This is a genomic window from Marixanthomonas spongiae, assembly GCF_003095375.1.
GTDB lineage: Bacteria > Bacteroidota > Bacteroidia > Flavobacteriales > Flavobacteriaceae > Marixanthomonas > Marixanthomonas spongiae.
This window is the reverse complement of sequence record NZ_QEHR01000002.1, coordinates 134,142-147,126: the sequence shown is the minus strand read 5'-3', so window position 1 is coordinate 147,126 and position 12,985 is coordinate 134,142. Positions and strand designations below refer to the sequence as shown.

12 protein-coding genes are annotated in these 12,985 nt (G+C 40.2%); 5 read left to right on the top strand and 7 right to left on the bottom strand.

The window, feature by feature from the left end; all coding sequences use genetic code 11:
• Position 1: 1 nt before the first annotated feature.
• Positions 2-1,822: a porin family protein gene (locus DDV96_RS03265; RefSeq protein WP_240607664.1), complete on the bottom strand. Its 1,821-nt coding sequence runs from the start codon at positions 1,820-1,822 to the stop codon at positions 2-4.
• Between the two features lie 30 nt (positions 1,823-1,852).
• Entirely contained in the window at positions 1,853-4,873 is a 3,021-nt protein-coding gene (locus tag DDV96_RS03260; protein ID WP_116693316.1) for a tetratricopeptide repeat protein, read from the bottom strand.
• 146 nt (positions 4,874-5,019) lie between these two features.
• On the opposite strand from DDV96_RS03260, the gene DDV96_RS03255 reads away from it, so the two are divergent.
• The 3 genes from DDV96_RS03255 to DDV96_RS03245 all read left to right on the top strand — a co-directional run bounded on the left by DDV96_RS03255 (position 5,020) and on the right by DDV96_RS03245 (position 6,650).
• Positions 5,020-5,484 (top strand): tail fiber protein, encoded by a 465-nt coding sequence (locus DDV96_RS03255; RefSeq protein ID WP_133240806.1) that lies wholly within the window; start codon positions 5,020-5,022, stop codon positions 5,482-5,484.
• A 95-nt stretch (positions 5,485-5,579) separates the two neighbouring features.
• A complete protein-coding gene (locus tag DDV96_RS03250) occupies positions 5,580-6,263 on the top strand; it encodes a cell division ATP-binding protein FtsE (protein ID WP_116693314.1) in 684 nt (227 codons plus the stop codon).
• Positions 6,264-6,278: 15 nt separating this feature from the next.
• Positions 6,279-6,650: a hypothetical protein gene (locus tag DDV96_RS03245; protein WP_116693313.1), complete on the top strand. Its 372-nt coding sequence runs from the start codon at positions 6,279-6,281 to the stop codon at positions 6,648-6,650.
• Positions 6,651-6,657: 7 nt separating this feature from the next.
• On the opposite strand, the gene DDV96_RS03240 is transcribed toward DDV96_RS03245, so the two are convergent.
• Positions 6,658-8,310: a S8 family peptidase gene (locus DDV96_RS03240; protein ID WP_116693312.1), complete on the bottom strand. Its 1,653-nt coding sequence runs from the start codon at positions 8,308-8,310 to the stop codon at positions 6,658-6,660.
• Between the two features lie 155 nt (positions 8,311-8,465).
• Here DDV96_RS03240 and DDV96_RS03235 point away from each other — a divergent pair, with 155 nt between their 5' ends.
• A complete protein-coding gene (locus DDV96_RS03235) occupies positions 8,466-9,353 on the top strand; it encodes a glycosyltransferase family 2 protein (protein ID WP_116693311.1) in 888 nt (295 codons plus the stop codon).
• A complete protein-coding gene (locus tag DDV96_RS03230) occupies positions 9,346-10,293 on the top strand; it encodes a glycosyltransferase family 2 protein (protein ID WP_116693310.1) in 948 nt (315 codons plus the stop codon). The genes DDV96_RS03235 and DDV96_RS03230 overlap by 8 nt, the downstream gene beginning before the upstream one ends.
• Positions 10,294-10,301: 8 nt before the next feature.
• Here the strand turns inward: DDV96_RS03230 and DDV96_RS16190 are convergent, their stop codons facing one another.
• The 4 genes from DDV96_RS16190 to DDV96_RS03210 all read right to left on the bottom strand — a co-directional run bounded on the left by DDV96_RS16190 (position 10,302) and on the right by DDV96_RS03210 (position 12,981).
• Positions 10,302-10,607, bottom strand: a complete 306-nt coding sequence (locus DDV96_RS16190) for a glycosyltransferase 61 family protein (protein ID WP_116693309.1) — start codon at positions 10,605-10,607, stop codon at positions 10,302-10,304.
• Between the two features lie 18 nt (positions 10,608-10,625).
• On the bottom strand, positions 10,626-11,369 hold the full coding sequence (locus DDV96_RS16185) for a glycosyltransferase family 61 protein (protein WP_116693308.1): 744 nt from the start codon (positions 11,367-11,369) through the stop codon (positions 10,626-10,628).
• A gap of 101 nt (positions 11,370-11,470) precedes the next feature.
• Positions 11,471-11,872, bottom strand: a complete 402-nt coding sequence (locus tag DDV96_RS03215) for a sugar 3,4-ketoisomerase (RefSeq protein ID WP_116693307.1) — start codon at positions 11,870-11,872, stop codon at positions 11,471-11,473.
• A 2-nt stretch (positions 11,873-11,874) separates the two neighbouring features.
• Positions 11,875-12,981: a glycosyltransferase gene (locus DDV96_RS03210; protein ID WP_165805954.1), complete on the bottom strand. Its 1,107-nt coding sequence runs from the start codon at positions 12,979-12,981 to the stop codon at positions 11,875-11,877.
• Positions 12,982-12,985: the final 4 nt, after the last annotated feature.

Genomic DNA, 12,985 nt, shown 5'->3' with positions numbered 1-12,985 from the left:
GTTACCAGTCAAATTTATACGTAGCGCCCACCAAGGCTTGAATACCTTGCACGGGATAATTGAACCACTTTTCATAATTGTCGCTCAACAGGTTGCTGCCTTTGGCAAAAACCGATAACCGTTCGTTAATGTTGTAACCTAAATGCACATTTGCATCCAGATAACCGTCTAAGGTTTTTTCTCCAAATAATTGAGGTTCAAAAGGCATGATGCGATTGGAATATAGGTCTTTACGTTCGCCAACATAAAATACCGAAGCACCTCCATACAACTGTTCGGTGATGTTAAAGTTTGAAAATAGAGAGGCTTTCAACTCAGGTAGGTTCCATGCTTGGGCTTCGTTGGTGGTATCGTAGCTGAAATATTCGCCGGTTATCCCCAATGCGAATGTATTGCTAACATCCACTTTCAATTCCCCGAATACCGAAAGCGTATTTACATCGTCATAGACCACATTAAAGGAGTTTCCGTATTCGTAACCTTCCCCCGTGATCGCTCCCGTTGAGAACTGATTGGCCTTGAACAAGGCTTTGTTTTCATCTTTTCCGTAGGAAGCGCGCAGGTTATAACCAATTGAGTTGCTCAACTTCCCTTTTAATCCGGCAAACCCTTCATACAATTGGCTCGTAGGTGCCACGAACAAGGTAGGTGACACATACGGATTGGTTTTTTTGAAATTATAATACGTGTTTTGCTTTAAATCGCCTTCTGCGCCACCATACACGATCAATAATTCGTCCACCAGGCGGTACGAAGCGTTGATGCGTGGATACAAGAAAAAATCTGTTTCGCTGTTTTCCATATCTAAGCTTACATAGGCTGCAGCACCCAAAGAAACCGAAAGATCATCATTTACATACACCAAAGCTGGCATCACACCTGCGTTTAAATAGCTGTATTCAATTGCGTTAGGCGAAAGGTAGCCGTGGTCAAAACTTCCGCTTAAATAATCTACATCGCCATCCACTTTTAAGGTAAGCTCGGTCAAGGGAAATGAAAACTCGGGTTGGGCATTGATGTGAAATTCGGATGAAGAAAACGCATCGCCCGTGTACCGGATTTTTGCAGTGGCTTTTTCAAAGAATGAATCGTCCATCGCAATGCTTCCCCCTAGGTACCCACTGTAATACTGTTGCTGCGGATCGATTTCAGAAGCTATGGTTTCATAATTTTCAGTATAATAATCGTTCAAACCATACCAATTAAACAATTGGTGCTCCACGCCCGCATCCAATTTATACGTCATATACCGTTGGCGGCTGCTGTAATTGGCGTCCAACTTAGTGTCGTAATATTTGTTTTCCAGGAGCACGTCGTCAATATCGCCTTGTGCGGAATTGTGGCGGAAATAAAATCCGGCATTATCGGTCCGGCTAATTTGAAAATTACTGTACAGTTCGCCTAAAACAGCCGTGTAATTTCCAAACCCCAACGTTGCATAATTATCGTACAACTTAATCGGTTTTGCTTTTTCAACCGTTTCCGCCTTTCCTTTGGCCGGAGTAAACGTGGACGCAACCGGAACCGAAAATATCTCGTATTTCACTTCTTTTTTCTGTGTGGTGACCGAGTCGTTCAACACTGGGGTTTCCTTAACTTTAAACGCATCGGAAATGATAGGCGTGTAAGGTTTTACAATGTTGACCACTTCGGTATCCAGGTCGTCTTCTTGCTCTTCGCCGTCTTTGTCTTGGGCGAGGGTTGAGGTTATTGAAAATAAGATTAAAAGTGCTGAGAACATCCCCCTCAATCCCCCTTCAAAGGGGGAATTTTTTCTTAGTGAAAATAAAACAGTAGTTGTGTTACTGAAAGCTATTTGCATAGGTAGCAGGTTTTTATTTAATTGCTTTTGTTAGTTTTCTTCGGTTTCTACCGAAGCGTTGGTTTTGGCTTCTGCGGCTTTTATCCTGGCCAGTTCTGCTTTGGCTTCGTTGACGACTTCGGTATATTCACTGAAGTTTTTAATCAAGCTGTCCAAAATATAGGTGGCTTGATAGGCATCGTTTAAATCGTAAAAGTTCTTTGCCATCAACAACAACCCTTTGGCACCGTATAATTTATAGCCCGGATAATCTTTGGCCAATCGTTGCACCGATTCGTTTGACGCTTTAAAATCTCCTTCTTTCCGTTTAAAATAGGCATCGTAGTATAACGCTTCGGCAGCCAATTCGCCTGTTGCTATTTTGCCAACTTCGGCGTATGCTTGTTTCGCTTTTGCTTCGTCATTGGTCTTCATCGCTGAACGGGCAATAATTACTTGCGCATCGCTTTTAATACTGTTATCTATTTTAGAGTTCTGAAGTACTCTTTCAGCATAATTGACCGCTTCGGCATACTGCTTTAGCTCGTAACTGGCTTTCATGCTGTTGGTCTGGGCAAAGATGATATTCTGCGGCGAATTGGCCGCTGTTTCCAAACGCTTTAAATAGCTAAGTGCTTTTTCGTAATTGTTTTTACCCAGATACAATTCTGAAATTCGGGCCAAGGCCGGTTCTGTAAATTCGTTTTGCTCTCTCGACACCACATATTCGTAATGTGGAATGGCTTTCTCCTTTCCCGTTTCGGCAAAATACAACTGACCTAAATAGAAGTGCGCATTCAAGGCGTGTTTTCCATTGGGAAAATCTTTTAAGTAGGCTTCAAACCGGGAAATCGCTTGACTGATTTTATTTTCCAAATACGGCTGTTCGGCGGCTTGATACGTGGCATCGTCCAGCTCACTGTCTTCCACCGAAATATAATCCAACGTATTCACCCAATTGGCATATTGATCTACATTCCCTTGATCGATGTAAATAATTTTTGCTGAAGAAACAGCCTGCACAGCTTCTGGCGTGGAAGGATATTCCTTGGCTACTTGCTTAAAAATAGCCAACGCTTCATTACTTTTTCCGGTATTGTCCAAAATCAACGCTTTTTTCATTAACGCCCTTGGTTTATAAATGCTTTTCGGAACGTTTTGAATCAAGTTATCATAGGTTCTTAATGCTTCGTTATTTTTGTTTTGGGAAACATACGTATTGCCCAATTCGTACAATGCGTCGTCTCGATAGACCGATTTCACGTAGGTGCGTAAAAAATTTTGCAAGCCTTCTATTTTTTGCTCGATCCTATCGACAAACCCATAACTTATTGCTTTTTGAAACGCTGCATAATCTTCATCGGTCGCGCCAAGCTCGATGGCTTTGTTATAATTTTCCATCGCAGGCCAGTATTGGCTGGTTACAAAATAACTGTCCGCCAAACGCAAATAAGCATCTTGTTTTCGGGCGCCGTTTGCCGATGCGCTTTCCAAATAGCCTTTAAAATTGGTAATGGCTTTGTTGTAATTTTTCAGCTTAAAATTAGTGTAAGCCAGATTGTAGCGGGCGTTGTCATATTCGGGCGTAGCAGCTGCTTCCGGCAACTGTAAGTATTGTTTGTAACCAATTAATGCTTCTCCAAAATTAGACAATTGGTAATCGCTTTCGGATTTCCAATAGGTGGCCCTTGCCGTATAGGTTGCATCGCGAGGTTCTTGCAACGATTTGTTGAACATATTTTTTGCTTCGGAGTACTTTCCGTTGTTGTACAATTCCACTCCGCGGAAAAAAGCCACTTTTTGGTACGCCAATTTGTTTTCGAACGCTTTGTTGTTTTCCAACAGCTCCATCGCTGCTTGGTAGTTTTTTGAAGTGATGTACGAATCGATCAACAAATTTTTCAACGCTTCGTTGTTTTTGTTATCTGGGTAGGTCTCAATAAACGACAACAACACTTGTGGGGCGCTTTGGTAACTGTTTCCTATTTCGTAACTCAGTTTTGCATAATTTAAAAAAGCATCTTCTTTTATTTCTTCGGAAAAATCCATTTCCGAAGCATTTTTAAACGCATTCAAGGCTTGTTGTTTTTGATCTAATTTCAAATAACTTTCGGCCAAATGGTAATACGCATTTTGTGCTACGGAATTGCTTCCGTCGATAATTTTGTTGAATTCATTAATCGCGCTTTGATAATCACCTTGCTTGTAATACGCATACCCTAACTGATAGTAATCGGTATTGTTCCACTTACCGCGTTTGCCTTTGTATTCCTTTAAATACGGGATCGCTTTGGCATATTGCCCCAGATTGAAATAACTTTCGCCAATGATTTTTGAAAGTTCGCTACGTTCCCTCGGATTGGAGCTATCGTACTGTTCTTTCCCTAAATCGATGGCTTTTTGAAAGTTTCCGAGTTTAAAGTTCATATCGGCTTGGTAATACGACAAGTCTTCGGCGTAACGTTCATCGCCTTTTATTTCTTCAAATTGTTGGTTGGCCTGTTCATAATCGTCGCCCTCATACGCGATGTACCCCAAATAATACTTGGCTTGCGAACCGTATTTTTGAGAGGCAGAAACCCGGTTAAAGTATTTTTTCGCTTCGTTATACCGTTTGCTTTTAAAGTATGCATAGCCATTATTGAAGTTGTATTTTTCCATTTCACCACGACTCAAGCTGCTTTCATCCACTTTATCGAACCATTTACGGGCGTGGGCGTATTTTCCGTTTTCAAAATAATAATTCGCCACGTTAATGTAGGCGTCGTTCCGTTTGATGCTGGTGGGATAGTCTTCCACAAATGCTTCCATTAATTGGTCGGCATCCTGTTGGTTCAACCGTACAGCACTATTGGCGATGTAATACGCGCAATCGCCTTCAATGGTTTTTTGGTCGGTGCTTTGTTTAACTTTGGAAAACAGGGTTTGGGCAGCCAAAAACTGATTGTTGTTATAGAGTTCAATAGCTTTGTTATAATCAACAAGGTCGTTGGTAAACGCAGCCGTTTGCTGTGAAAACCCGTAGACGGAAGATAAGAAGAAAAGGGAGAGGGCGATCAGGTTTTTGCTCATGGAGTTGAAATTTTTTGATGGTAAAATTACATCATTCTCTTAACCTGTAACGAAACTTGCCTGCGATAATTATGTTTTTAAGAAACCTTTAGCAACCTCTCAAAAATTTCAAGTATTTTTAGATTTTAATACTGAATGAGAGCAACATGAAAAACACCTTTATTTTATTGATGATAATTGCAACAGCGCTCACCATGAACGCCCAGCGCAACCCTTTTAAAAACTTGACCGAAACAAATGGAAAAATAGGCATTGGCACCGAACGTCCCGATGAACTCTTGACCGTGAAAGGAAAAATACACACCCAAGAAGTATTGGTCGATCTGCAAGGTGCCGTAGCGCCCGACTATGTTTTTGAGCAGTATTTTACAAGTACTTCGGAAATGATGCCGAATTATAAACTCATTACATTGCCTGAATTGGAAGCGTATATAAAAAAACACCACCATTTGCCTGAAATCCCTTCTGCTGAAACAATGCAAACCGAAGGCATGTCTTTAAAAGAAATGAATTTATTGTTGCTAAAAAAAGTAGAAGAATTGACGCTTTATACGCTTCAGCAACAAAAAGAGATTGAAAAATTGAAAGAAAAAGTAAATACGCAGCAATAATCTTACGATTTAAACATTAATACATAGCTACAACTATTGCAGTTCATATTATTTCAAATTACATTTGAATACTAAAATAAATACCTTTCTTCATTATGTCGCAACCGGTTTTAGAATTAAAAGACGCCGCTATCTACCAACGGGAAAACCTTATCTTATCTGATGTTTCCGTACGGGTGGAAAAAGGGGAATTTGTGTATTTAATTGGAAAAACAGGAACCGGAAAGAGTAGTTTTATGAAAACGCTCTACGGTGATTTACCGTTGCAAGAAGGCGAAGGCGAAATCGTGGGCTACGACCTGCCTTCCTTAAAGGAAAAAGACATTCCGTTTTTGCGCAGGAAATTGGGCGTGGTGTTTCAAGACTTCAAGTTGCTGAACGACCGCACCGTAAAGGACAACCTGCTTTTTGTACTCACCGCCACAGGCTGGAAAGACAAAAAAGAAATGGACGCCAAAATCGATGAAGTGCTGGGCAAGGTGGACATGAAAACCAAAGCGTTTAAATACCCCTATCAACTCTCCGGCGGCGAACAGCAGCGTGTGGCTATTGCCCGCGCCTTGTTGAACGACCCCGAATTGATCCTCGCTGATGAGCCTACCGGGAACTTAGATCCACAAACCAGTGTCGAGGTGATGCAGGTATTGCAGGAAATCAACAAAAACGGCAACACCATTTTAATGGCTACCCATGATTACGCCCTGTTGCTTAAATATCCTTCCAAAACCTTGAAATGCGACGAAAACCAGATTTTTGAGGTGGTGCAGAAGACGGTGTAAAGTAATTAATAATTGATGATAAAAACAATCTCTTTAATTATTTTAACTCTGATTATAATTTCTTGTAACAATCAAGATGATAATAAAAAGTTTAACTCTCAAAATTATGATTATTTTATTGTTCAAGGGTTAATCTTAGACACTGAAACCAATTTTTCTTACACCCAAAAATTTAAAAGGAAGTATCGCTATATTTATGGATATAATTCTGATAATATAAAAATTGGACTTGAAAAAAATTCAGATTTAGTGTTTTCAAATCAAGAATCAATCTTAGTAGGTATAAACAAACTAGACACATCAAAAAGTATAATTCTTCAACGGGGTGTTATAAATAAAGATTTACTTATTAAGTTAAAAAACGCTTCTGATACTATTTCTAAATAAAAGTATTTTACTTTTTCAAGATATTCGGATCCCGCAGTTGCAATTCACATTCTTTTTCCAAAGTTGGATCGATTTTAAGATGAATACTTCCTTCGGTATTTGGTTTTAAAATTGTGTTTTCAGAAAGGACAATCTGGTTTTTTGAAGTTAAGTTGAACGTGGCAGCATCTGTAAAACGTTGGTTTTTTAAGATGGTTTTTTTCGAATAGGTCGTCAGTTTAAAATCCCAACGGGAAAAATTTTGATTATCGATTGTAACCGTTTCATCTTCAGCTGCCATTTGATAGACCATTTCTACGGCATCACCCGTCTGTAAGGCACCGGCGCCATAATTTCCTTTGTACTTTATATTATCGCCAATACTGTCTATGTTCCAGGCGGTGAGTTTTAAGATGCTTTCCACTTCATCTGGTGGCAGACATGGATAAAGCGAGAACATCAAGCCAATAGTTCCGGTTACCAACGGTGCCGTGGGCGAACTGGCTTCCCAGATGTATTCTATTTCATCTTCCAGCATCCATTTTGAAATACGGAATTGCCCAGAAGAGGGCGCAACCAAATCTACATCGGGGTTTAGGGTGGTCAAGGAAACTGGATAACTGAAGGGTTCTTTTAAATTTTCTTTATCCCTAAACCCAACGGTGCGTCCCAAAAAACCCTTGATGTTCTCGGCATAATGGTTCCCTTTTTTGCTCAGTTTGATGTTTTCTTCCACCTTGTCATGTTTATAGCTTACGGAAGCTACCGAAATAACGTTTTCGTAGGATGCAGGATAATACCGTTTTTTTCCTTTAGTTTTCGACCAATCGTCATTTCCGGCAGCAGCAACGACTATGGTTCCGTTTTTGTACATTTCATTGATGGAATCTTGGGCAGTTTGATAGTAGGTCCTGCCCACCCAACTACAATTGATCACTTTTGCACCGGCACGGGAAAGTTCTAGCAATTGGTCCAAGTCTTTGAAACGCCCATAATCTGTTGCATACACAGAGCAATCGTAACAAACCCCGGGCACCCCATAGCTATTGTTACCCTGTGCAGCGGCAATGCCTGCCGTGTCGTTACCGTGTCCTTTTGCGGTATGCGAGGTTCTCAATATCGTGGTTTTGCCTTTAAATTCGATATTAGTAGTATCGACCATGGCATCTGATATGCCAATAATCGTACTGCGTGATCCTGTAGTATAATACCACGCTTTGGGCACTTGTAAAAAATCGAAATAATCAAGGTTGACCTGTACGCCTTTATTGGCGCCCACGGTACTGGTTACTCCATAATCGTTGGGCTCGAATATTCTCATTGCTTCTGGGGATATCAATTGGCCCGATTTAAAAAGATGCGGTGCCCGTTGGAGTAAGTCTTCCAATAAAAAAGCATCGTTGGTGACAACAAAAAAGGTTTTGTTTAAATCCTCCTTTTTGGCTTTTTTAAACGTTTTTTTAAACTGGTAAATTTTATATTTCTGAAGCACATCACTTAATTCGGCATCATTTCCATTATAAACAATATGGTCCCCGATTGCTGAAAAATCAGGATTGAACAGGCTGTCTTTTGCCTGAAGGTACATCCAAGCTTTTTCTTGGGCAGTAGCCACTACAGGCATTATTAGTATGAAAAGACAACAGATATTTTTAAAAATCGTGATTAAGATGTTCATCATTTAAAAATTTCATTTTAAATAGAACCCCAGTACCCCATAACCCAATGGTAAAAGGTTATATTTGTACCGAAGCCAAAAATTTCGCCGGCCATAATTTACCATTAAATTTACAAAGCGTAGCGTAAGCAGTACAATAAAATTGCGCACTAAAATACATGCTGTCCATTCTTATCCCAACATATAACTACGATATTACCGCACTGGTACACACCTTACATCAACAATGTTTAGCGGCAGGGATCCCTTTTGAAATAACGGTAAGGGACGATGGTTCCAGCAATAAACAAATAAAAACCAGTAACCAAACTATCAATAACCTAGTTCATTGTAAGTATACCGAAAATACTAAAAACCAAGGCCGTACTGCCACGAGAAACAAATTGGCAGCACAAGCTACATATAAATGGCTCTTATTCTTGGATGCCGATGTTATTCCGGCTTCAAAACAATTTATCGCTAATTACATTACTGAAATACAGCAAGAAACGGGTGATGTGGTTTTTGGCGGCATCACATATCAAAAACACAGTCCCAAGAAAGAACAATTGCTGCGGTGGCATTACGGGAAACACCGGGAAGCCAAAACTGTTGCAGCACGCAATAAATCGCCCTACTTCATCATTTCACAAAATTTATTGATACGGAAAGATACGTTTCAACAAGCAAATGTGGTCAAGGAGGACTTCTATGGGCTCGACAACTTATTTTCAAGCATGCTCAAAAAAAATAACGTTAAGGTAACCCACATTAACAACCCTGTGATCCATTTAGGGCTGGAAAAAAGCACGACTTTTATAACCAAAGCGTTGAAAGCAGTAGAAACGACCGTTCACTTTGAACAAAAAAACATGATGACCGCTGAGAGGCCTTTGCAAAAAGCCTATCTAAAATTGAAAAAATGGCACCTCACCAAACCATTTTGTTGGGGGATCGCTATTTTTGAAAAGCCGATGCGAAGAAACTTCCTGTCGAAAAAGCCTTCTCTTTTTTTGTTCGACCTGTACCGACTGTATTATTACGCCAAATTAAAAAACAATGCCTGAATTTTCAGTAATCATACCACTTTACAACAAAGAACGGGACATACAGAAAACCGTAAACAGTCTTTTGGCGCAAACGCTTATTGATTTTGAAGCGATTATCGTGGACGACGGCTCTACCGATGGCAGTGCCGATGTGGTGCAATCCATTACCGATCCGCGGATTAAACTGTTCAAAAAGAAAAATGAAGGCGTAGGCCCCACCCGCAATTACGGCGTGGAAAAAGCCACAGCAAAACACATTGTATTTCTCGATGCCGATGATTATTGGTATCCGTTTCATTTAGAAAACATAACAAACATCCTTGAAAAATTTCCAGAAGCCCATTGGTTTGCAGCCGCATATAATAAAAAACACAATAAAAATTTAACCACTCCCATGATCACCCCTATTTTAAAAAAAGGGAACGATTGGATAGGTTTAGTTGACGATTACTTTAAAAACAGCTTGGCCGATGCGCTGGCGTGGACCTCGGCCGTTGGGATGAAAAAAAGTTTTTTTGAAACGCTACATGGTTTCGACACCGCCATCACCCACGGCGCCGGCGAAGACACCGACCTGTGGTTGCGCGCTGCATTAGTTGCTCCATTAGCTTTTTCCACGAAAATTTCGGCTACGCATAACTTGGACGGTAGCAACAGAATTTCACACACCAACACCTTGAAAAGAAGGTATATCGACTTGGACAAGTATGAAAAACAGGCCCAAAGCAATCCCTATTTAAAGAAGTATTTAGACATCAACCGCTACTCCTTGGCCATTCAATATAAGTTGGCCGGTGATGCCGCAACCTTTAAAAAATACGTAACGGGGATCGATAAGGAAAATTTAAACGCAAAACAACGGAATCTTCTTAAACAACCCAAACACATTTTAAAAGCCCTTGTAAAAAGCAAGGTATTGTTCGAGAAATTTGGGTTTCGGTTAACGGCTTATAAGTAAAAAACACTTTAATCGTTGTTTTTAAGGGTGTCGATAATTTGTTTTAATAATTCTGTGTCCATTACAACATCTTGTTGAAGGTTACAGGAGTCATATTCGATAACCTCATGCCTAAATTTCAAGGCCGAGGTAAGCTGTGCAAAATAAAAAGCATCCCTAATGGTGCGCTCTTTGGGAAACAGCTCAATTAAAAGCGGATTTTTACCATAAATTACATTCGCGATTCCCGCACCGTGAGTGGCTATTATTGTTTCTGCATTGTAGAAAAGCGAGACTTGTTCTATATAAGTGAGTTCCTCCAAACGTATGGGCACAAAATCGAAATCTTTGAGTTACCCTATACATTCGTCTTCATTGACAATACGTCTTTCAAGGGCGTTTTTACGTGAAATCAGTATGTTTTTGGGGCTGTTTTGTTTGTTTCCCTCCAGATGTTCCTGTATCCGTTTCTTGGCCAATGTATTTAATTTCCGTATTAAATAAGGATAGTAAACACTGGTCCATTCGGTTTTCTGGTTTCGAATGTGCGGAAATGAAACCACCAAGGCTTTATCAGTATCAATACGCGTAATCAACGATTTTGTAACCATACGCTCTTTTGGGATGTTAAAAAGAAACTCCAACGAATCGAACATAAACCTTGACCCTCCTTTTTTGACCAAAATTTTATATTCTTTAAATGCAGGATGTTCATAAATTACCAACACTCTCGAAAGCGACTCCATAGTCCAGTGGTAATAGTTGTTGTCAAGCCTGTTGAGAAGAGAGAACACCTTGTTTTCTTTTCTATGGGGAAGCAGTTTTTTAAAAACGACAAAATGATTGCTGTACAGTTCGTTTAAATATTCCAGTTGAAAAATTGTACTTTCCAACACCACTTCGTTTTTAGCAGTGGTTACAATACCTTTGCTTATTATCGTTGCATTGGGCACCTCAATATAAAAGACAGGGTCGCTTTTAAGGTTTGAAAAGCTCTTCCAATAGGGGTTTGAAGTTATATGGTAGTTCGAAAAATCAACTTCAAATGCTTCAGGACTCTGCAATTGCACTGCCGAAGCATCCGGTTTTTTACGCACATCTTTTATTTAAATGAACCGCAGAAAAAAATCGCTGATGTATTTGTTGAGTTTTAAAACACTCTTGATTTTTTCCAAATAGCTTTCCATGTGCAGCGCACTTATTCGTTGAGATATGTTGTAAAATCTTCATACTCCCTAATATAATCCCCTTCATCAAATTCGCCAGATGACAACACCACGCAAACGGCCCCGGAAGAAAAGTTCTCCAATTCCCGCCAGGTTTTGGTGGCGATCAACAACCCTTTGTTAGGTTTGTTTAGGGTTACTTTTTTCGTTTCGGTGCCATCGTCGAGGATTACGTCGAAACTTCCGCTTACCGCAATCAAAAACTCCAGTTGCTCTTTATGTGCGTGGCCTCCCCTACTGGAATCGCTGGGAACGTCGTATAAATAATACACGCGTTTTATAGGGTATGGCAATACGTTTTTTTCTATTACCGAGAGGTTCCCACGTCGTTCTGGATCAACTATTTTTGGAATGTCTATTATTTTGCTTTTCACGATCAAGCTTGTTTATTTGTTAATACCGCTGCCCATTCTTTGGCGATGGCGTCCATGGTTAAATGCGAGACACTTTTTTGGGCGTACTGTTTACAGGTTTTGTAAAGTTTTTCATCAAAAGCCAACGTATTCATGGCTTCAGATAAGGCTTCAACCGAGTGGTTTTCAACCAACAGCCCATTTTTCATATGGTCGATAATTTCATCTGGACCGCTCTTGCAATTTACTGAAATAACCGGTGTCCCGGCAGCGAGCGCTTCAATTAAAACCCTGGGGAACCCTTCGTAATAACTCGTTAAGGTCAAATATAAGGCGTTTTTTAGATAAGGAAGCACCATTGGGGTAAACCCTTGCCAAGAAACATATTCTGAAAGTCCCATTGTTTGAATTTTTTTATTCAGCCAAGCAACGTCTGGCCCACTGCCCACCAGCTTTAACTTGATGTCCTTCGCCACAAGTTGGGATTTCTGGTAGGCGTTGAGCAATAACGTAAAGTTTTTCACCTGTTCTTCAATACGGCCCAAGTATAAAATATATTTTTCATTTGAACCTTCCACAGCTGCATTTTCAGGAAAAGCCGCAATGGGGTTGTAAATGGTCACTGCCTTTTGGGTATGGTAGGTTGTATTTATGTGTTCTGAAATAGCTTTTGAAACCCCCACCACAAACTCTGATTTCCCTATCATTTTCTTGGCGATCCACTTTTGCTTGGTAACATACTGCTCTATATTAAAACTGCGCACCACATACACTACGCGTTGGTTTTTATAGAGGTAATGCATGTAAAACAGCTCTTTTGCGGCAGAGGTGCGCGAACGGTTATCCAGTATATAATCAAAGTCGCCCGTTTTAAAAAAATGCCGCAATTTTTTAAAGCGTTGCAACCGTTTGGCAACCGTATCGTTGGCTGTTTTTAATTTTCCGAGGTTAAAGAGTTTCCCTTGATAGGGATAATCCACCACATCATTGAGGATAACAATGGTCACATGGAAACCGATTTCAGAAAGCATTTCGGAAAGCATGGCCGTAGAACGCTCTGCCCCGCCCTTTCCCAAGGATATTGCCACCAAACAGATTTTAATTTGAGTTGATGGTTGCTTACTGGCCATAAAT